At 72.8% G+C, this 19,991-nt stretch carries 14 protein-coding genes and 1 pseudogene; 8 read left to right on the plus strand and 7 right to left on the minus strand.

The window, feature by feature from the left end; genetic code table 11:
* The first annotated feature begins 165 nt into the window (after window positions 1-165).
* The 4 genes from AB0435_RS32400 (at window position 166) to AB0435_RS32415 (ending at window position 4,294) form a co-directional block, all read left to right on the plus strand.
* Window positions 166-1,161 carry a Gfo/Idh/MocA family oxidoreductase gene (locus AB0435_RS32400; protein ID WP_366007808.1) on the plus strand — a complete coding sequence of 332 codons (996 nt, stop codon included), beginning with the start codon at window positions 166-168 and terminating at the stop codon, window positions 1,159-1,161.
* Window positions 1,162-1,436: 275 nt separating this feature from the next.
* Entirely contained in the window at window positions 1,437-1,643 is a 207-nt protein-coding gene (locus AB0435_RS32405) for a MarR family transcriptional regulator (RefSeq protein WP_366007809.1), read from the plus strand.
* A 165-nt stretch (window positions 1,644-1,808) separates the two neighbouring features.
* Complete coding sequence (locus AB0435_RS32410; RefSeq protein WP_366007810.1) at window positions 1,809-2,027, plus strand: heavy-metal-associated domain-containing protein; 219 nt, start codon at window positions 1,809-1,811, stop codon at window positions 2,025-2,027.
* A gap of 17 nt (window positions 2,028-2,044) precedes the next feature.
* Entirely contained in the window at window positions 2,045-4,294 is a 2,250-nt protein-coding gene (locus AB0435_RS32415) for a heavy metal translocating P-type ATPase (protein ID WP_366007811.1), read from the plus strand.
* 420 nt (window positions 4,295-4,714) lie between these two features.
* Here AB0435_RS32415 and AB0435_RS32420 read toward each other — a convergent pair whose 3' ends face one another.
* The 5 genes from AB0435_RS32420 to AB0435_RS32440 form a co-directional block, all read right to left on the minus strand.
* Window positions 4,715-6,001 (minus strand): citrate synthase, encoded by a 1,287-nt coding sequence (locus AB0435_RS32420; RefSeq protein ID WP_366007812.1) that lies wholly within the window; start codon window positions 5,999-6,001, stop codon window positions 4,715-4,717.
* A gap of 115 nt (window positions 6,002-6,116) precedes the next feature.
* Window positions 6,117-8,408, minus strand: a complete 2,292-nt coding sequence (locus AB0435_RS32425; RefSeq protein WP_366428570.1) for an ATP-dependent RecD-like DNA helicase — start codon at window positions 8,406-8,408, stop codon at window positions 6,117-6,119.
* Between the two features lie 274 nt (window positions 8,409-8,682).
* Window positions 8,683-9,558, minus strand: coding sequence for a sugar phosphate isomerase/epimerase family protein (locus AB0435_RS32430; protein WP_366007814.1), 876 nt, complete (start codon window positions 9,556-9,558; stop codon window positions 8,683-8,685).
* Window positions 9,555-10,712 carry a dihydrodipicolinate synthase family protein gene (locus AB0435_RS32435; protein ID WP_366428571.1) on the minus strand — a complete coding sequence of 386 codons (1,158 nt, stop codon included), beginning with the start codon at window positions 10,710-10,712 and terminating at the stop codon, window positions 9,555-9,557. Before AB0435_RS32435 ends, AB0435_RS32430 begins: the two co-directional genes overlap by 4 nt.
* Window positions 10,709-11,863 (minus strand): Gfo/Idh/MocA family oxidoreductase, encoded by a 1,155-nt coding sequence (locus AB0435_RS32440; RefSeq protein WP_366428572.1) that lies wholly within the window; start codon window positions 11,861-11,863, stop codon window positions 10,709-10,711. Before AB0435_RS32440 ends, AB0435_RS32435 begins: the two co-directional genes overlap by 4 nt.
* 91 nt (window positions 11,864-11,954) lie before the next feature.
* Between AB0435_RS32440 and AB0435_RS32445 the strand changes: the two genes are divergently transcribed.
* The 3 genes from AB0435_RS32445 to AB0435_RS32455 all read left to right on the plus strand — a co-directional run bounded on the left by AB0435_RS32445 (window position 11,955) and on the right by AB0435_RS32455 (window position 14,423).
* The gene (locus AB0435_RS32445; RefSeq protein ID WP_366007817.1) at window positions 11,955-12,755 is read left to right on the plus strand and encodes a sugar phosphate isomerase/epimerase family protein; all 801 of its coding nucleotides are present in this window, start codon (window positions 11,955-11,957) and stop codon (window positions 12,753-12,755) included.
* A gap of 72 nt (window positions 12,756-12,827) precedes the next feature.
* Window positions 12,828-13,454 (plus strand): TetR/AcrR family transcriptional regulator, encoded by a 627-nt coding sequence (locus AB0435_RS32450; RefSeq protein ID WP_366007818.1) that lies wholly within the window; start codon window positions 12,828-12,830, stop codon window positions 13,452-13,454.
* 345 nt (window positions 13,455-13,799) lie between these two features.
* Window positions 13,800-14,423, plus strand: a complete 624-nt coding sequence (locus tag AB0435_RS32455) for a hypothetical protein (protein ID WP_366428573.1) — start codon at window positions 13,800-13,802, stop codon at window positions 14,421-14,423.
* Between the two features lie 9 nt (window positions 14,424-14,432).
* Here the strand turns inward: AB0435_RS32455 and AB0435_RS32460 are convergent, their stop codons facing one another.
* Window positions 14,433-15,860 carry a S28 family serine protease gene (locus AB0435_RS32460; protein ID WP_366428574.1) on the minus strand — a complete coding sequence of 476 codons (1,428 nt, stop codon included), beginning with the start codon at window positions 15,858-15,860 and terminating at the stop codon, window positions 14,433-14,435.
* Window positions 15,861-16,020: 160 nt separating this feature from the next.
* Window positions 16,021-19,794 (minus strand): ABC transporter ATP-binding protein, encoded by a 3,774-nt coding sequence (locus tag AB0435_RS32465; protein ID WP_366428575.1) that lies wholly within the window; start codon window positions 19,792-19,794, stop codon window positions 16,021-16,023.
* Window positions 19,795-19,898: 104 nt separating this feature from the next.
* Between AB0435_RS32465 and AB0435_RS32470 the strand changes: the two are divergent.
* Window positions 19,899-19,991: pseudogene (locus tag AB0435_RS32470) on the plus strand (1,4-dihydroxy-6-naphthoate synthase); the annotation flags it as partial.

Raw genomic sequence — 19,991 nt, forward strand, 5'->3', positions numbered from 1 at the left:
GCGCGTTGTCCTCAAACGCCGGACGGGCTGAATGGTGCAGACCGTAGCCAGCGAAATCAGCCCGTCCGGCGTTTGAGGACACCGCGCGAAGCGTGGTGGGGGTCTGGGGGTCTCCCCCAGTTTCGGGAAGGGGCGGGGCTGGGGAACAAAAGAAAGGGCACCCCCATGCGCATCGGACTCATCGGCGTAGGCCGCATCGGCTCGTTCCACGCCTCCGCCCTCGCCGCCAACGACAACGTGGACGACCTCCTCATCGCCGACGCCGACGAACACCGCGCCACCACCCTCGCGAAACGCCTGAACGCCCGCGCCACCACCCTCGACACCCTCTTCCGCACCGCCGACGCCGTCGTCATCACCACCCCCACCGCGACCCACGCGGAGTTGATCACGCGCGCCGCGGAAGCCGGTCTGCCCGCCTTCTGCGAGAAGCCCGTCGCGCTCGACCCCCACCGCACGCGGGAGGCGCTGCGCGCCGTCGAGGAGGCGGGCACATTGTTGCAACTGGGGTTCCAGCGGCGGTTCGACCCCGGGTTCCGGGCGGCGCGCGAGGCGGTGCGGGCGGGGCGGCTGGGGCGGGTGCACACCATCCGGGCCGTCACCTCCGACGCCGCTCCCCCGCCCGCGGACTTCCTGCCGCTCTCGGGAGGTCTCATCCGCGACTGCCTGGTCCACGACTTCGACACCGTGCGGTGGCTGACGGGGCGCGAGGTGACAGAGGTCTACGCGCGGGGCTCGGCCGGCGGCGCGGCGTTCTTCCGGGAGGCGGGCGACGTGGACACCGCGGCCGCCCTGCTCACCCTGGACGACGGCACGCTCGTCACCGCGACCGCCACCCGTTACAACGGCGCCGGCTACGACGTACGGATGGAGCTGTCCGGCGAGCGCGACCAGTGGGTGGTCGGGCTCGGCGACCGTACGCCCACGACCTCGGCCGAGCCCGGCGGGCCCGGGGCGCCGGAGCGGCCCTGGGCGGACTTCCTGGAGCGGTTCGAGGCCGCCTACCGCGCCGAGCTGGCTCATTTCCTGCGGGCCGCGCGCGGCGAGGCGCCCAACCCCTGCTCCGGCCGGGAGGGGCTGGCGGCGCTGCTCGTCGCCGAGGCGTGCGAGGTGTCACGGCGGGAGAACCGTCCCGTGCGGGTGGCCCGACCGGACTCGTGACCGCGGCGACAGGCCCGGAACCCGGCACGGCCGGCGCGCGTGAGGCCGCCCGCCGCGGCCGCACCCGACCCGCACCCGACCCGTAGCCGGAAGCGGCGAGCACCCCCACCACTCTGCGAAACCGTCACGCTTCGGTCACAGAGGGCCAACAACCCCTCGCCGCCGGTCACTCGGGGCCGTTCACCGGGCACAGGCTCAGTGATCAAGCAGGCCGCGCCACGGCTTCCCCGACGGACCCCCCTCCGTCGCCGCGGCGCAGCGGAGAGGCGCGAGAGATGACCGACCGTCGACTCTGGTCCTACAAAGAGATCGCGGCGCACATCGGCGTACAGACCGATACCGTCCGGACCTACCGCAAGCACGGCATGCTGCCCACGCCGGATCTCATCGAGGACGGCAAGCCCTATTGGTTCGCGGACACCATCCGCGAGTGGGTGGCCGCCCGGCCCGGCAACCGTTCGCGGCGCGCGGCCGAGGACTGACCGGGAACCCCTCCCGCAGGGGCCCCGGGCCGGACTTCCGGCCCGGGGCCCCTGCCGTGCGCACGCCTCGCGGGGCCGCTGGAACACCCACCCAGGAATACCCCCAGGGGGTAAGCTGTTCCCGCTGTTGTCCGACGACGCACGACCTCACCGAGGGGAACCACCATGAGCGACTCCACCACCGTCTACCAGGTGACCGGCATGACCTGCGGCCACTGCGAGTCCGCGGTCACCGAAGAGATCTCCGCCCTCGCCGGGGTCACCTCGGTGAAGGCCGTCGCCGCGACCGGCCAGGTCACCGTCACCGCCACCGCGCCGCTGGCCGACGAGGCGGTCCGCGCCGCCGTCGACGAGGCGGGCTACGAGCTCACCGGCCGCGGCTGATCGCCAGGGCTCCGACGATGAACAGCACGGCCCCCGCCCCGAAGGCGTCCGCTCCCGCCGAGGTCGAACTCGCCATCGGCGGGATGACGTGCGCGTCGTGCGCCGCCCGCGTGGAGCGCAAGCTCAACCGGATGGACGGCGTCCGGGCCACCGTCAACTTCGCCACGGAGAAGGCGCGTGTCGCCCTCGGCGAAGGGGTGGCGGTGGCGGACGTCATCGCCGCGGTGGAACGGACGGGTTATACGGCCGAGCCGCCGCGGGCGCCCGAGCCCACGGCGGCCACCGAGGCCGACGGCGGCGGGGAGGCGGGGGCGCTCCGGCGGCGGCTGGCCGTCTCCGCCGTGCTGTCCGCGCCGGTCGTGCTGCTGTCGATGGTCCCGTCGCTCCAGTTCGACAACTGGCAGTGGCTGTCCTTGACGCTCGCCGCGCCTGTCGTGGTCTGGGGCGCGTTCCCCTTCCACCGGGCCGCGTGGACCAACGCCCGGCACGGCGCGGCGAGTATGGACACCCTGGTCTCGATCGGCACGCTGGCCGCGTTCGGCTGGTCGCTGTGGGCGCTGTTCCTCGGCACGGCCGGGATGCCCCACATGCGGCACGCCTTCTCGCTGACCGTGTCCCGTACGGACGGGTCGTCGGCGATCTATCTGGAGGCGGCGGCCGGGGTGACGACGTTCCTCCTGGCCGGGCGCTGGCTGGAGGCGCGGTCCAAGCGGAAGGCGGGGGCCGCGCTGCGGGCGCTGCTGGAGCTGGGCGCCAAGGACGTGGCCGTCCTGCGGGACGGGCGCGAGGAGCGGGTCCCGGTGTCCCGGCTGGCGGCCGGCGACCGCTTCGTCGTACGGCCCGGGGAGAAGATCGCGACGGACGGCACGGTCGTCGAGGGCGCGTCCGCGGTGGACGCGTCGATGCTGACCGGCGAGTCGCTGCCGGTGGACGTGGCCGTGGGCGACACGGTGGCGGGCGCGACCGTCAACGCCGCCGGGCGGCTGGTCGTCGAGGCCACGCGGGTCGGCGCGGACACCCAGCTCGCGCGGATGGCCCGGTTGGTGGAGGACGCGCAGAGCGGCAAGGCCGAGGTGCAGCGCCTCGCCGACCGCGTCTCCGGCGTCTTCGTGCCCGTGGTGCTGCTGATCGCGCTCGGGACCCTGGCCGGCTGGCTGCCGGCGACCGGGGACACCACGGCCGCGTTCACCGCCGCCGTCGCCGTGCTGATCATCGCCTGCCCCTGCGCCCTGGGCCTGGCGACGCCGACCGCGCTCATGGTCGGTACGGGCCGGGGCGCGCAGCTCGGCATCCTGATCAAGGGGCCGGAGGTGTTGGAGTCGACCCGGCGGGTGGACACGGTCGTGCTGGACAAGACGGGCACGGTGACCACCGGCCGGATGGGGCTGCACGACGTCGTCACGGCGCCGGGCGAGGACGAGCGCGAACTGCTGCGGCTGGCCGGGGCGCTGGAGCACTTCTCCGAGCACCCGGTCGCGCGGGCCGTCGCCGCCGGAGCCGCGGAACGGGCCGGTGGACTGCCGCCCGTCGAGCACTTCGGGAGCGTGGCCGGGCTCGGCGTGCGGGGCGTGGTCGAGGGGCACGAGGTGCTCGTGGGCCGGGAGTCCCTGCTGGCCGGGGCCGGGGTCGAGCTGCCCGCCCACCTCGGGGACGCGCTGGCCGCGGCGCGGGCCGAGGGCCGCACCGCCGTGGCGGTGGCCTGGGACGGGAAGGCACGGGGTGTCCTGTCCGTCGCCGACACGGTCAAGGAGACCAGTGCGCGGGCGGTCGCCGAGCTCAGGGCCCTGGGGCTGCGCCCGGTGCTGCTGACCGGCGACAACGCGACGGTGGCCGGATCCGTCGCCCGCGCGGTCGGCATCGACGAGGTGATCGCCGAGGTGCTGCCGGAGGACAAGGCCGCCGTCGTCCGGCGGCTCCAGGGCGAGGGCCGCACGGTCGCGATGGTCGGTGACGGGGTCAACGACGCGGCCGCGCTGGCCCAGGCCGACCTGGGGCTGGCCATGGGGACCGGCACGGACGCGGCCATGGAGGCGGGCGATCTCACGCTCGTCCGCGGTGACCTGCGGGTCGCGGCGGACGCGATCCGGCTGGCCCGCAGGACGCTCGCGACCATCAAGGGCAACCTCTTCTGGGCCTTCGGCTACAACGTGGCCGCGCTGCCCCTGGCCGCAGCCGGCCTGCTCAACCCGATGATCGCGGGAGCGGCGATGGCCTTCTCGTCGGTCTTCGTCGTGACCAACAGCCTGCGGTTGCGCGCTTTCCGCTGAGTTCCGGTCCGGCGAGGCCCGGATTCACGTAACCCGTAAAAGCGACACAACACCCACACATTCACCCCCTTGCCCTTTTACGTCCAGTTATGGCAGGAGACCTAGATCACAGCGATTCCGACGTAACCATTGCGGGGGGTCGTGGGTCTAACCAGGCAGTGCTGGATCGTCTTGGGGGACGGTACCGGCCACGCGTGGCCGGGGCACGTACACCGGGGAGCTTTGAGCGGCCCTCCCGTGCGTACGGGTCCCGGCAGATCGCGTCGGCACCGCGCACCGCGGCTCCCGGCCGGATCCCGTGGGGGGAATCCGTACCGGGGAACGGAAAGCGCCCCGCTCCGACCCGTGGGGGGATCGGTAGCGGGGCGCTTTTCTCTGCCTTTTTCTCTGCCTGCTTTACCCCTGCCCGGCGCTCGCGGATCAGCCGCGGTCGAGCGGCAGGTCGCGCTCCACGACGCCGGTGTAGATCTGGCGCGGGCGGCCGATGCGGGAGCCGGGCTCCTTGATCATCTCGTGCCACTGGGCGATCCAGCCGGGGAGCCGGCCGAGCGCGAAGAGCACGGTGAACATCTCGGTCGGGAAGCCCATGGCCCGGTAGATGAGACCGGTGTAGAAGTCCACGTTGGGGTAGAGGTTGCGCGAGACGAAGTACTCGTCGGAGAGCGCGTGCTCCTCCAGCTTCAGCGCGATGTCCAGCAGCTCGTCGGACTTGCCGAGCGCCGAGAGGACATCGTGGGCCGCCGCCTTGATGATCTTCGCCCGGGGGTCGAAGCTCTTGTAGACGCGGTGGCCGAAGCCCATCAGGCGGACGCCGTCCTCCTTGTTCTTCACCTTGCGGATGAAGGAGTCCACGTCGCCGCCGTTGGCCTGGATGCCTTCCAGCATCTCCAGGACCGACTGGTTGGCGCCACCGTGCAGCGGGCCCCACAGGGCGCTGATGCCGGCGGAGATCGAGGCGAACATGTTCGCCTGCGAGGAGCCGACCAGACGCACGGTGGAGGTCGAGCAGTTCTGCTCGTGGTCCGCGTGCAGGATCAGCAGCTTCTCGAGGGCCGAGACGACGACCGGGTCGAGGTCGTACTCCTGGGCCGGCACCGAGAACGTCATCCGCAGGAAGTTCTCGACGTAGCCGAGGTCGTTGCGCGGGTAGACGAACGGGTGGCCGATCGACTTCTTGTAGGCGTACGCGGCGATCGTCGGCAGCTTGGCCAGCAGACGGATCGTCGAGAGGTGGCGCTGCTTCTCGTCGAACGGGTTGTGGCTGTCCTGGTAGAAGGTGGACAGCGCGCTGACCACGGACGACAGCATGGCCATCGGGTGGGCGTCACGCGGGAAGCCGTCGAAGAAGCGCTTGACGTCCTCGTGCAGCAGCGTGTGCTGGGTGATCTCACCCTTGAAGGTGGCGAGCTCGTCGGCGGACGGCAGCTCGCCGTTGATCAGCAGGAACGCCGTCTCCAGGAACGTGCTGCGCTCGGCGACCTGCTCGATCGGGTAACCGCGGTAGCGGAGGATGCCCTGCTCGCCATCGAGGTAGGTGACAGCGGACTTGTACGCGGCGGTGTTGCCGTAACCGGAGTCCAGGGTCACCAGCCCGGTCTCGGCGCGGAGCTTGCCGATGTCGAAGCCCTTGTCGCCGACGGTGCTGTCGACCACCGGGTAGGTGTATTCACTGTCCCCGTACCGCAGTACTACAGAGTTGTCGCTCACGTCATCCCTCACCGACGTTGTGCCTCTTCTTCGAGGTGCCCTGACTACCCCTACCTTCCCCCATTTGGACGATGCACGTGCACTCGGGGTCGGCCATAGGGCCTAAAGACGGCACTCAGTGCCGCCCAGCCTGGCCATACTGCCCCGTTCGCCCCGGTTGGTAAACCGCCTGGGGAGGAATGCCGTCTGCGTCACTCCCGCCGGGGCCGGCGCCGAGCCGGTGGTCCAGGGCCGTACATCTGCGGCCTGCGGAAACGGTGCGGACGGCCTGGCCGAGGGCCTTGCGGGAGCCCACCAGGACCACCAGGCGCTTCGCCCGGGTCACGGCGGTATAGAGGAGATTGCGCTGGAGCATCATCCACGCGCCGGTGGTGACCGGGATCACCACCGCCGGATACTCGCTGCCCTGCGAGCGATGGATGGTCACCGCGTAGGCGTGGGCGAGCTCGTCGAGCTCGTCGAAGTCGTAACCGACCTCCTCGTCCTCGTCGGTGCGCACCGTCAGGCGCTGCTCGACGGCGTCCAGGGCGGTGACCACGCCCACCGTGCCGTTGAAGACGCCGTTCTCGCCCTTCTCATAGTTGTTCCGGATCTGGGTGACCTTGTCGCCGACGCGGAAGACGCGGCCGCCGAAGCGGCGCTCCGGCAGGTCGGGGCGGGCGGGCGTGATCGCCTGCTGGAGCAGGGCGTTGAGGTTGCCCGCGCCGGCCGGGCCGCGGTGCATGGGGGCCAGCACCTGGATGTCGCGGCGCGGGTCGAGGCCGAACTTCGCGGGGATGCGGCGCGCCGCCACCTCCACGGTGAGCCGGCCCGCCTCCTCGGTGTCCTCCTCGGGGAAGAGGAAGAAGTCGGCCAGGCCCTGAGTGATGGGCTGCACACCGGAGTTGATGCGGTGGGCGTTGGTCACCACGCCGGACTGCTGCGCCTGCCGGAAGATACGGGTGAGCCGCACGGCCGGGACGGGGCTGCCGGGCGCGAGAAGGTCGCGCAGCACCTCTCCCGCACCCACGGACGGCAGCTGGTCGACGTCGCCGACGAGCAGCAAGTGGGCGCCCGGGGCTACGGCCTTGACGAGCTTGTTGGCCAGCAGCAGGTCGAGCATGGACGCCTCGTCGACCACCACCAGGTCGGCGTCCAGCGGCCGGTCGGCGTCGTACGCGGCGTCACCGCCCGGCTTGAGCTCCAGCAGCCGGTGCACGGTGGACGCTTCGGCGCCGGTGAGCTCGGAGAGCCGTTTGGCGGCCCGCCCCGTGGGTGCGGCGAGCACGACCTTGGCCTTCTTGGCGCGGGCCAGCTCGACCACCGACCGCACCGTGAAGGACTTGCCGCAGCCGGGGCCGCCGGTGAGGACGGCGACCTTGCTGGAGAGCGCGAGCCGCACCGCCTGCTGCTGCTCGGGGGCCAGCTCGGCGCCGGTGCGGTCCGCGAGCCAGGCCAGGGCCTTGTCCCACTCGACGGTGCGGAAGGCCGCCAGCCGGTCGTCCTCGGCCCGCAGCAGCCGCGTCAGCCGGCCGGCGAGGGAGAGCTCGGCGCGGTGGAAGGGGATGAGATAGACGGCGGTCACGGGCTCGCCGCCGGGGCCGGGCACACGCTCGCGGACCACGCCCTCCTCGTCGGCGGCGAGCTCGGCGAGGCAGTCGATGACGAGCCCGGTGTCGACCTGGAGGAGCTTGACGGCGTCGGCGATCAGCTTCTCCTCGGGGAGATAGCAGTGCCCCTGGTCGGTGGACTGGGAAAGGGCGTACTGCAGACCGGCCTTGACGCGCTCGGGGCTGTCGTGCGGGATGCCGACGGCCTGGGCGATGCGGTCGGCGGTCAGGAAGCCGATGCCCCAGACGTCGGCGGCCAAGCGGTAGGGCTGATGGCGGGTCACGGAGATGGAGGCGTCGCCGTATTTCTTGTAGATCCGCACGGCGATGGAGGTGGAGACGCCGACGCCCTGGAGGAAGACCATGACCTCCTTGATGGCCTTCTGCTCCTCCCAGGCGGCGCCGATCATCTTCGTCCGCTTGGGACCGAGGCCGGGGACCTCGATCAGCCGCTTCGGGTCCTGCTCGATGACGTCCAGGGTGTCGGTGCCGAAGTGCTCGGTGATGCGGTCGGCGATGCGGGGGCCGATGCCCTTGATGAGGCCGGAGCCGAGATAGCGGCGGATGCCCTGGATCGTGGCGGGGAGCAGCGTGGTGTAGTTCTCGACGGTGAACTGGCGGCCGTACTGCGGGTGGGAGCCCCAGCGGCCCTCCATCCGCAGCGACTCCCCCGGCTGCGCGCCGAGCAGGGAGCCGACGACCGTGAGGAGATCGCCGCTGCCGCGGCCGGTGTCGACGCGGGCGACCGTATAGCCGCTCTCCTCGTTGGCGTAGGTGATCCGCTCCAGGACCCCTTCGACCACTGCCATGTTCACCATGCCCCGACGGTACAGCCGGGGTACGACAGGCGTTCGGGGCTGTGGATAACTCCATGGGAGCGAGGGGACAACTCCGCGGGAGCGAGAGGGACACCCTCGCGGGAGCGCGGGAGGACAAGCCGAGGGGCCCGGTCCGACGACCGGGCCCCTCGGGCACCCCCCAAAACCGGCTTCCTCCGAAATCCCCCCGGATCCCTCCCCAGGAAGCCCGATGCAAGTTACGACCCGCCTGACGGCCAAAGGGTTGCACCGACTTCAAGGAGTTATCGATCCGTTACCGGAGCGGGGGAACGTCCGGCCGCTTGTTACCGTCGGTACCCCCCAGGACGTGCCGCTCGTAGCGGCCCAGCACCTCCGCCAGCACCTCCCCGCCGTCCCGCGCCCACAGCCCCGGCTGGAAGATCTCCACCTCCACCGGCCCGCGGTACCCGGCCGCGCCGACCCGCTCGTGGAACCACCGCAGGTCCACGCAGCCGTCCCCCAGCTGCCCCCGGCCCAGCAGCGCGCCCTCCGGCAGCGGGGTGACCCAGTCGGCCAGTTGGAAGACCGCGATCCGGCCGCCCTCCCCGGCCCGCGCGAGCTGCCCGGCCACCGCGTCGTCCCACCACAGGTGGTAGGTGTCGACCACCACGCCCACCTGGTCGGCAGGGAACCGCTCGGCCAGGTCGAGCGCCTGGCCGAGGGTCGACACGACGCACCGGTCGGAGGCGAACATCGGGTGCAGCGGCTCGATCGCGAGCCGGACCCCGAGCCCGGCCGCGTACGGCCCGAGTTCGGCCAGCGCGGCACCGACCCGCTCACGTGCCCCCGGCAGGTCCCGGGAGCCCGGCGGCAGGCCGCCCGCCACCAGCACGAGCACGCCGGTGCCCAGGGCGGCCGCCTCCTGGACGGCCGCCCTGTTGTCGGCCAGCGCGGCGGCCCGCCCGGCCGGGTCGGCCGCGGTCAGGAAGCCGCCCCGGCACAGGCTGCTGACGGTCAGTCCGGCGTCCCGCACCAGACGGGCGGCGGCCTCGACGCCGTACTCCCGCACGGGCCCGCGCCACAGCCCCACCTGACGCACCCCGGCCGCCGCGCAGCCCGCCACGAGCTCGGGCAGCGACCACTGGCGCACGGTCTGCTGGTTGAGGCTGAACCGCGCCCGCCCCGTCACGGGCCCACCCCGTGCAGCGCGAGCAGCCGCGCCATCCGGGCCTCCGCGCGCTCCGGGTCGGGGAACAGGCCCAGCTCGTCGGCCAGTTCGTATGCCCGCGCAAGGTGCGGCAGGGAGCGCGCGGCGTGCTGACCGGCGACCATCGTGAAGTGCTCCTGATGGCCCGCGAGCCAGGCCAGCAGGACGACTCCGGTCTTGTACGCGCGCGTGGGCGGCTCGAAGAGGTGCCGGGACAGCGCGAGCGCCGGGTCCAGCCGCTCCCGGAAGCCCCGCCCGTCACCGCGGTCCAGCCGGCGCGCGGCATCCACGGCGAGCGGCCCCAGCGGGTCGAACACCCCGAGGAGCGCGTCGCTGTGGCCGTCCCGGTCCCCCTCGATCAGCTCGGGGTAGTGCAGATCGTCGCCCGTGAAGCAGCGCACCCCGGCGGGCAGCCGCCTGCGCAGGGCACGTTCGCGCCGGGCGTCCAGCAGGGAGACCTTCACCCCGTCGACCTTCTCCCGGTGGGCGGTGACGATGTCGAGGAGCGTCCGCGCGGCACCATCCAGGTCGTCGCTGCCCCAGTAGCCCTCCAGGGCGGGATCGAATACCGGGCCCAGCCAGTGCAGGATCACCGGCCCCGACGTCTGGCTCAGCAGCCGCCCGTACGTCTCCCGGTAGTCGTCCGGCCCCGTGGCGACGGCCGCGAGCGCCCGGGAGGCCAGGACGACGGCCTGGGCGCCGTGCGCCTCCACCACGTCCAGCTGCTCCTCGTAGGCCTCCGTGACGTCCTCCAGCGTGCCGTACGGGGGCGTGAGGTGGTCGGTGCCCGCCCCGCAGACGATGCGGCCGCCCACGGCCCGCGCCTCGGCCGTGGAGCGCCGGATCAGCTCCGCCGCCCGCGACCAGTCCAGACCCGTGCCCCGCTGCGCGGTGTCCATCGCCTCGGCGACGGCCAGCCCGTGCGCCCACAGGTGGCGGCGGAAGGCGAGCGTGGCGTCCCAGTCGAGGTCGGCAGGGCCGTACGGCGTGGTGTTGCCGTACGGGTCGGCGACGACGTGGGCGGCGGCGAAGAGCGTGCGCGAGGCGGGCGGACCGCCCGGCGCCACCGGCTCCACGGGGAGCTTGCGGGGCTCGTACGGGCGCAGCGCGCCGGACGCGTCGGGGAGCCGGATCACGGGGCCGCCCCCTCCCGCTCCTCGGGACCGGACACCGCCAGCACGCGCTTGCGGCCGTCCCGGGCGGAGCCCCGGGCGAGCAGCCCGAGCCGTACGCCGCGCGCCCCCGCGTCGAGCCCGAAGCGCCAGGGCTCGTCCAGGGCGACGTGGCGCAGGAAGAGCTCCCACTGCGCCTTGAAGGCGTTGGTGTCCTCCCCCGCGTTCCCGTTGTCCGGGACCTCCTGCCACTGCGCGCGGAAGTCCTCGGCCACCGGGACGTCGGGGTTCCACACGGGCCGCGGGGTGGCCGAGCGGTGCTGCGCGCGGCAGTTCCGCAGGCCCGCGACGGCCGAGCCCTCGGTGCCGTCGACCTGGAACTCCAGCAGTTCCTCGCGGTGCACCCGCACCGCCCAGGAGGAGTTGAGCTGGGCGACGATCCCGCCCTCCAGCTCCAGGATCGCGTAGACCGCGTCGTCGACGGCCGCCTCGTACGGCACGCCCCGCTCGTCCCAGCGGCGGGGGATGTGCGTGGCCATGTGCGCCTGTACGGACCGGATCGGGCCGAACAGCTCGCGCAGGACGTACTCCCAGTGCGGGAACATGTCGGCGGTGATGCCGGCGTCCGGGTCGCGGTAGTTCCAGGAAGGGCGCTGGGCGGGCTGCCAGTCGCCCTCGAAGACCCAGTAGCCGAACTCCCCGCGCACCGAGAGCACCCGGCCGAAGAAGCCGCCGTCGAGCAGCCGTTTCAGCTTGCGGATGCCCGGGAGGAAGAGCTTGTCCTGCACGACGCCGTGCTTGACGCCCGCCTGGACGGCCCGGTGGTGGAGGACGAGGGCGCCGCTGTGGTCGAGGGCGGTCGGCTTCTCGCAGTAGACGTGCTTGCCCGCGTCGATGGCCTTGTGCACGGCGCCTTCCCGGGCGGCGGTGGCCTGCGCGTCGAAGTAGACGTCGATCGCCGGGTCGCCGAGGACGGTGTCGAGGTCGGTCGTCCACGCGTCCAGTCCGTAGCGCCCGGCGAGTGCTCTGAGCTTGTGTTCGCTGCGTCCGACGAGGACGGGGTCCGGCCACAGCCGGGTGCCGTCGCCCACCTCGATGCCGCCTTCCTCGCGCAGGGCGAGGATCGAGCGGACGAGGTGCTGGTGGTGTCCCATGCGTCCGGTGACACCGTTCATGGCTATCCGTAAGGCTCTGGTGTCCGTTCCGGTCACCCCCTTCTGCCGTACGGGAAGCATTTCCCGGACGCCGCCGGGGAACCCGCTCCCCATGAAACTCGCTTTCTCCACACTCGGAGTGCCCGGAACGCCCCTCCCGGAGGTGGCCGGTCTCGCCCGCGCGCACGGTTACGACGGCGTCGAGCTGCGGGCCCACCCGGAGGAACCCCTGCACCCGGGGACGGGTCCGCGCGAGCGGGCGGCGGCGGCCGCGCGGTTCGCGGAGGAGGGGGTGGAGATCCTGGGCGTCGCCGGTTACGTCCGGGTGGCCGGCCAGGAGTCGGACGAGGCCGTGTTCGACGGTCTGAACGGGCTGATCCGGCTCGCGGGCGATGTCGGCGCGCGGTACGTCCGCGTCTTCCCGGGCGGTGGCGACCGCCCCGTGGCGGAGGCGGACGCGGACGCCGCGCGGCGCCTCGGCGCGGTCGCGCCCCTCGCGGCGGACCTCGGCGTGCACGTCCTGCTGGAGACCCACGACTCCCACCGCCGGGCCCAGGACACCGCCCGGATCCTGGGCCCCGTGGGCCACCCCAACATCGGCGCGCTCTGGGACGTCCTCCACACCTGGCTGGGCGGCGAGGCCCCGGCCGTCAGCTTCCCGGCGCTCGCCCCGCACCTGGGCTACGTCCAGCTCAAGGACGTCGCCTCGGCCGACGACACCGCCCCGCTGCCCCTGGGCACGGGCACGCTGCCGCTGGGCGCCTGCGTGGACGTCCTCGGCCGCGCGGGCTGGGACGGGTGGCTGTGCTGGGAGTACGAGCGCCGGTGGCACCCGGAGGCCACGGACTTCGTCCAGCTGATGGGCCCGGGGCGGGCGTATCTGGAGGGCCTGCTGGCGGGTGCCGCGCCGTGAGCCCCGGTCCGGGCGCGCCCGGCCCCGGCCACCGCCCGAACCGTATGATCAGCCCTGGCGAGAGGGCTGCACATGACGGTGGAGGACACCAAGGAACGGCTGATCAGCGCGGCGGGCACCGTGCTGAGGGCGCAGGGCTACGGCAGGTCCAGCGCCCGGACGATCGCCAAGGAGGCCGGGGTCAACTCGGCGCTGGTCTTCTATCACTTCGGCGGTGTCGACCCGCTGCTGTTCGCCGCGCTCGACCGGTCCTCCGCCGAGCGGATGGACGTCCTCTCGGACGCCGTCACCGACTGCCGCACCCTTGAGGACCTCGTGGAGGCGGGCACCCGCGTCTACCGGCACGACGTCGAGGCCGGGCACCTCACGCTCTTCTCCGAGCTCGTCGCCGCCGCCGTCGCCAAACCGGAGCTGCGGGACGAGATCAAGGTGCGGGCGGAGCCGTGGATCTCCTTCGTCGAGGAGACCCTGGAGCGGGTCATCGGGGGGACGCCGCTGGCCCGGCTGACGCCGCCGCGCGACCTGGCCAACGCGGCGATCACGTTCTATCTCGGGGTCAACCTCTTCACCGTGCTGGACTCCGACCGCTCGCGCACGGAGTCGGTGTTCGCGATGGCCCGGCGGCTCGCCCCCCGCGCGCGGCTGCTCACCCGGCGGCTCCCGACGCGGCTCGGCGGCAGGCGGCGCGCGCACAGCTGACGCGCGCCCCGCACGGAACCGCCCGGGGGCACCGCCCGTCCAAGGGCCGTGCTGCCGTCGGGGCATCGCAGCGCGGTATCGGCGTACGCCGCTGACAGCGTCGCCGACCCACCCTCTCCGCCGCCTGCGTCCCGACAGCACCGCCGCCGGCGCACCCCCCTTCAACGCGCCGGCGGTGTCTCTCGACCAGGGCGCGCGAACAGGGGCCGCACACGCCCGCGTACGGCCCGTGCGGCGCGCCCCGCACACACTCCGTTCCCTCCCTCCGTACGCGCCCCGCGCGTCTGGTGCGCGCCGGTTCCGGGCAGCACGCTGGAGCGCACAGGAGGACGGACGGGGGACGACATGCGCCATCGCGCGCTGCCGGGCGCGCTGCTCGCACTCATGGGACTCACGGGGCAGGCGGCGCTGTCCGGCTGCCAGGCGCCGCAACGGGCCGGCTCGGTCGTCGCGCCCTCGCCGACCTACCCCGCCTCCGTCTCCAGTGACAGGCCGGAGCTCCTCGCCGAGGACGCCTGCGCGGGCGGCGGCGGGCAGTCGTTCACGGAGGTCGACTGCGCGGACCGGCGCGCCGCCGCACGGGTCCTCGCCCGCTACAACGGCCCGCAGGCGAGCGGCCCGCGCTGTCCGGACACGACGGACTTCGTCCTGCACATCGCGGCGGTGGACCACGGTGACTCGGAGGAGGACAGCTCGCCGGAGGGCTACGCCTGCATGCGCAACCTCCGGCCGCCGCACCCGGGCGACCCCGGGCAGGGCGGCGGCCCGCTGACGGTGACCGGCGACTGCGTCTACGCCCAGCGGGACGGGGTGGTGAAGGAGACCGCGTGCGACGGCTCGGGGGCGCACGCGCCGGAGTACCGGGTGACCGACGAGGTCACCACGCGCGACGCGTGCCCGCCGTCGACGGATCTCTATGTGCAGGTGGGCGGCGGGACACCCGTCGGGTGCGCCCGCCGCCTGACCTGAGGGGCGCCGCTACGGACGCAGGCTCTGCTGCCGTTCGACGACCGGGCGGTCGAGCTTCGCGTCGTACGGCGCGAGGGGCTTGGCGTGGGACGCGTCCTGCTGGACGGCCTTGGGCGCGACGCCGGCCCACTGGAGGACCTCGGCCGTGGCCTTCGCCCGCTCGTCGGCGACGAGTTGGGCGATGTTCGAGCCGTGGTTGCCGCCGGGGGCGTAGAAGCGGAAGTCGTGGCGCGCCGCCGCGTCCCTGCCGAGGGTGAAGGGCTCACCGCTCCACGGGTCGTTCTGGCCGTAGACGAAGAGCATCCGCTCGCTGTCCTTGCGGACCCAGCGGTCGATGTCGGCCATCACACCGCCGTGGAAGCGCATCGGGATGTCCCGCGGCACGTACGCCCGGGGGACGTTGACGCCGGGGTACCGCAGGAGGCCCTTGAGCTGCGGGGTCTTGACCGTGGGCCAGCCCAGCTCGGTGCCCGCCTGGTAGTAGTACGGCGTGAACTTCTCCAGGCCCTGGTCGGTGTAGGCGTCGAAGCCCGAGATGGTGTCGACGAACTTGTAGAGGTCGTCGGTGGAGGCGTTGGTCGCGGGCACGGACGCGCAGTCGCTCTGCAGGTGGTACTGCCAGAACGACCACACCAGGTCGAGCACGACGTTCTCGTACGCCTTGTCCGCGCTGCCGACGACCTTGAACGTCTTGCCGTTGGCATCGGCCCACTTCTGGTAGCGGGCGACGATCTCGTCGCGGCGGACGAGCGCCTCCTTCTGCACGGAGCCCAGTTGCGTGCGGCACGCCTTGTCACCGACGTTCGCGAAGAAGCGGTCGTACGCCGAGTCCTCGTCGTTGTTGACGTCGTTGGGCGCGACGTAGGCGACGGTGCCGTCCATGTCGTGCGGGAAGAAGCGGCGGTAGTAGGTGGCTGTCATGCCGCCCTTGCTGCCGCCGGTGGCCAGCCAGTTCTTGGTGTAGACGGGCTTGAGCGCCTCGAAGAGGCGGTGCTGGTCGTCGGCCGCCTGCCGGATGTCGAGCTTGGACCAGTCGGCGGGCTGCGGGCGGGACGGCGTGAAGAACCGGTACTCCAGCGACACCTGGTTGCCGTCGACGATGCGGGTGGGCTCGCTGCGGCCGGGGCTGGTGTTGACGTTGTAGCCGGAGGTGAAGAACACCGTCGGGCGGTCGACGGACTTGTGCAGCAAGGTGAAGCGCTGCTGGAACGTGCCCTTCGACGGGTGCCGGTGGTCGACGGGCTGGTCGTAGCTCAGGACGAAATAGCGGTATCCCTCGTAGGGCCGCTCCTCCAGGAAGTGCATCCCCGGGATGCCGAGGATGCGTTGCTTGATGTCCGGCTCCGGGCTCGCCGCGGTGGCCGTGGTCGCCGCTCCGAGACCGACGGTGCTCAAGAGCACCGTCAGCGCCAGCAGCCATCTGAGTACCTTGCGCATTCGCCCTCCCCTTGGGTTCGCATAGGTCGCGGTGAACCTACCGGGGCGGACGGGTGTTTGTCTTGAGCGTGTTCGGTTACTTCCGCGGTGCTACGGGCAACCGCCGGACAGGCTGGGCGCGTTGTCGCGCAAGGGAACGCGCCCAGCCCGTCCCGGGCCCTCAAGCCGCGATCGTGGCCCCCGTGAACGTGCGCCACAGCTGTGCGTAATGGCCGTCCAGCGCGAGGAGTTCCTCGTGCGTGCCGTCCTCCGCCACGCGGCCGCGGGAGAGGACGATCACACGGTCCGCGCGGGCCGCGGTGGTGAGGCGGTGGGCGACGACGAGGGTCGTGCGCGTGCCCGCCAGCCGGTCCGTGGCCTGGTTGACCAGTGCCTCCGTGGCCAGGTCGAGCGCGGCGGTGGCCTCGTCCAGGAGCAGGATGTCCGGGTCGACCAGCTCCGCGCGGGCCAGGGCGATCAACTGCCGCTGGCCGGCCGAGAGATTGCGGCCACGCTCGGTGACCCGGTGCAGATAGCCGTCCTCCAGCCCGGCGATCATCCCGTGCGCGCCCACGGCGCGGGCCGCGGCCTCGACCTCGGCGTCGGTGGCGTCGGGGCGGCCGTACGCGATGGCGTCGCGCACCGTGCCGGGGAAGAGGTAGGGCTCCTGCGGGACGACGCCGAGCCGGTGCCGGTAGCCGGTGGGGTCCAGGTCGCGCAGGTCGTGGCCGTCGACCCGGACGGCGCCGGAGGACGGGTCGTAGAACCGCGCCACCAGCTTGACGAGCGTGGACTTGCCCGCGCCCGTCTCACCGACGAACGCGACCGTCTGCCCGGCGGGGACGCTCAGGTCGATGCCGGTCAGCGCCGGCTCCCCGTCGCCGTAGTGGAAGTGCACGCCGTCGAAGGCGATCGCGCCGCTCAACTCCCGCACCGCGCGCGGCTCGGCGGCCACCGGGGTCGTGGTGGGCTCGCGCAGCAGCCCCTGCACGCGGCCGAGGGAGACCGTCGCCTGCTGGTAGCCGTCGAAGACCGTCGACAGCTGCTGCACGGGCGCGAAGAACAGGTCGATGTAGAGCAGGTACGCCACCAGCGCGCCCGCCGTCAGCGTGCCGTCGCTCACCCGGCCCGCGCCCACGATCAGCACCGCGGCCGCCGCGACGGACGACAGCAGCTGGACGAACGGGAAGTAGACCGAGATCAGCCACTGGCCGCGCACCCGCGCCTGCCGGTAGCCGTCGCTGCGCTCGGCGAACCGCCGGGCGCCGGTCTCCTCGCGGCGGAACGCCTGCACGACGCGCAGCCCGGCGACGCTCTCCTGGAGGTCGGCGTTGACGGAGCCGACGCGCTCGCGGGCGAGCTCGTACGCCTTGACGCTCTTCCTGCGGAAGATCACCGTGCCGACGACCAGCAGCGGCAGGGTCGCGAGGACGACGAGGGCCAGCTCGACGTCGAGGACGAGGAGGGCGACGAGGATGCCGAAGAAGGTGAGGACGGAGACGACAGCGGTGATCAGGCCGGTCTGGAGGAAGGACGACAGGGCGTCCACGTCCGTCGTCATCCGGGTCATGATCTTGCCGGTGAGCTCGCGCTCGTAGTAGTCGAGCCCGAGCCGCTGGAGCTGGGCGAAGATCTTCACACGCAGGGCGTAGAGCACGCGCTCGCCCGTGCGGCCGGTCAGCCGGGTCTCGGCGACCTGCGCGGCCCACTGGCCGATCACGACGACCAGCGCGAGGCCGGAGGCGGCCCAGACGGCGCCGAGGGCCATGCGCTGGACACCCTGGTCGATGCCGTGCCGGATCAGGATGGGCAGCAGCAGGCCCGCCACCGCGTCCACGACCACCAGCAGCAGGCCCAGCGCGAGCGGCGCCCCGAAGCCCCGCAGCAACTGCCGCAGGCCGTACGACTCCTCGGGCCGGGCGGCGCGCTCCTCGTCGACGTCGGGGGTGTCGGTCGCGGGCGGCAGCGCGGCGACCTTGGCGAGCAGCTCGGGGGTGGCGGGCATCCCGGCGGTGTCAGCGGTGCCGGCGGTCTCCTCGGCGTCCTTGCGGACCCACAGGGACGGTGTGACGCCGTCGACGACGCGTCGCCTGGTGCGGGGCACGGCCACGGGGTCCGCGAGGCCGGTGGCCGCCGCCTCGCCGCCGAAGGAGCCGGCGAGGGCCAGGGGTCCGGCGGCCGGGGCGAGGCCCGCGGGGTCCTTCGCCACGCCCGCCAGTTCCTCGGGGTCGGTGAGCAGCTCGCGGTAGAGCGCGCAGCGGCTCTCCAGCTCCTCCGCCGTGCCGATGTCGGCGAGGCGGCCGCCGTCGAGGACGGCGATGCGGTCGGCGAGCGCCAGGGTGGAGGCGCGGTGGGCGATGAGGAGGGTCGTGCGGCCCGCCATGACGCCGCGCAGGGCCTCGTGGATCTCGTGCTCCACGCGGGCGTCGACCGCGGAGGTCGCGTCGTCCAGGAGCAGCAGGCGGGGGTCGGTGAGGATGGCGCGGGCGAGGGCCATGCGCTGGCGCTGGCCGCCGGAGAGGGTGAGGCCCTGTTCGCCGACCTCGGTGGCGTAGCCGTCGGGCAGTTCGGATATGAAGCCGTCGGCCTGTGCGGCGCGCGCCGCGGCCCGTATCTCCTCGTCGGTGGCGTCGGGGTGCCCGTAGGCGATGTTGTCGCGGATGGAGGCGGAGAAGAGGAAGCTGTCCTCCGGCACGAGCCCGATGGCCGCCCGGAGCGAGGGCAGCGTCAGGTCGCGCACGTCGTGGCCGCCGACCCGTACCGCGCCGGCGGTGACGTCGTAGAAGCGCGGCAGGAGCAGCGAGACCGTGGACTTGCCGCTGCCGGAGGCGCCGACGACGGCGACGGTCTCGCCGGGCTCGACGCGCAGGGAGAAGTCGGCGAGGACGGGCCGGTCCGGGTCGTAGCCGAAGGTGACGCCGTCGAACTCGACGGTGGCCGGGGCGTCCTCGGGCAGCGTGTGGGCGCCGGGGCGCTCCTCGACGACCGGTTCGGTGTCGATGAGCTCGAAGACACGCTCCACTCCGGCGCGGGCCTGCTGGCCGACCGTCAGCATCATGGTGAGCATCCGCACGGGGCCGACGAGCTGCGAGAGGTAGGTCGAGAAGGCCACGAAGGTGCCGAGGGTGATCTGGCCCCGCGTGGCCATCCAGCCGCCGACGGCCAGCATGGCGACCTGGCCGAGGGCCGGTACGGCCTGGAGGGCGGGGGTGTAGCGGGAGTTGAGCCGCACGGTGCGCAGCCGTCCGGCGAACAGCCTGCGGCTGACCTCGCGCAGCTTCCCGGCTTCCTGCGCCTCCTGGCCGAAGCCCTTGACGACGCGCACGCCGGTGACGGCGCCGTCCACGACGCCCGCGACCGCGGCGGCCTGGCCCTGGGCGTACCAGGTGGCCGGGAAGAGCTTGACGCGGCTGCGCTTCGCCAGGAACCACAGCGCCGGTGCGACGGCCAGGGCGATGACCGTGAGCAGCGGCGAGAGGAAGACCATGACGGCCAGCGAGATCAGGAACAGCAGGATGTTGCCGATCATCATCGGCAGCATGAACAGCAGGCTCTGGACCAGCTGGAGGTCGCTGGTGCCGCGGCCGACGACCTGGCCGGTGGAGAGCTCGTCCTGGCGTCTGCCGTCGAGCCGGGCTATCGACGCGTACATCTCGGTCCGCAGGTCGTGCTGGACGTCGAGGGCGAGGCGCCCGCCGTAGTAGCGGCGGAGGTAGGTGAGGCCGTAGACGACGACCGCGGCGACGATCAGCAGCGTGGCCCAGGGCGCCAGCGGGCGGTCCTTGGCGCCTATGACGTCGTCGATGATCAGCTTGGGTATGAGGGGGACGAGGGCCATGACGGCCATGCCGACGAGGGAGGACCCGAGCGCGAGCAGCACGGTGCGGCGGTAGTGCCAGCAGTGTCCTGCCAGGCGCCTGGCCCATCCTTGGCCGGTCACATCAGTCGTTCCCACCCGAGACCTCCCGCTGTCCCCACGTTTCTCGTCCGGAGGGCCCAACGCGCTGGGCTGCGGATTTCATCCCGCGGCAACATTTCGGTGACCGGGTGGGGGTGGCCGCCGACCTCGGTGAGGACGGCTACGCCGCGGTGCGCGGGCTGCTGACCCGCGCCGCGGCCGAGGGGCTGGTGCCGCCCCTCGGCCCGGAGGCA

The organism is Streptomyces sp. NPDC051173, assembly GCF_040689515.1.
Classification (GTDB): Bacteria; Actinomycetota; Actinomycetes; order Streptomycetales; family Streptomycetaceae; genus Streptomyces.

Excerpts from the sequence above, each read along its gene's own strand:
- AB0435_RS32400 (WP_366007808.1), top strand. The coding sequence starts at position 166 with ATGCGCATCGGACTCATCGGCGTAGGCCGCATCGGCTCGTTCCACGCC.
- AB0435_RS32405 (WP_366007809.1), top strand. The coding sequence starts at position 1,437 with ATGACCGACCGTCGACTCTGGTCCTACAAAGAGATCGCGGCGCACATC.
- AB0435_RS32410 (WP_366007810.1), top strand. The coding sequence starts at position 1,809 with ATGAGCGACTCCACCACCGTCTACCAGGTGACCGGCATGACCTGCGGC.
- AB0435_RS32415 (WP_366007811.1), top strand. The coding sequence starts at position 2,045 with ATGAACAGCACGGCCCCCGCCCCGAAGGCGTCCGCTCCCGCCGAGGTC.
- AB0435_RS32425 (WP_366428570.1), bottom strand. The coding sequence starts at position 8,408 with ATGGTGAACATGGCAGTGGTCGAAGGGGTCCTGGAGCGGATCACCTAC.
- AB0435_RS32440 (WP_366428572.1), bottom strand. The coding sequence starts at position 11,863 with ATGAACGGTGTCACCGGACGCATGGGACACCACCAGCACCTCGTCCGC.
- AB0435_RS32445 (WP_366007817.1), top strand. The coding sequence starts at position 11,955 with ATGAAACTCGCTTTCTCCACACTCGGAGTGCCCGGAACGCCCCTCCCG.
- AB0435_RS32450 (WP_366007818.1), top strand. The coding sequence starts at position 12,828 with ATGACGGTGGAGGACACCAAGGAACGGCTGATCAGCGCGGCGGGCACC.
- AB0435_RS32455 (WP_366428573.1), top strand. The coding sequence starts at position 13,800 with ATGCGCCATCGCGCGCTGCCGGGCGCGCTGCTCGCACTCATGGGACTC.
- AB0435_RS32460 (WP_366428574.1), bottom strand. The coding sequence starts at position 15,860 with ATGCGCAAGGTACTCAGATGGCTGCTGGCGCTGACGGTGCTCTTGAGC.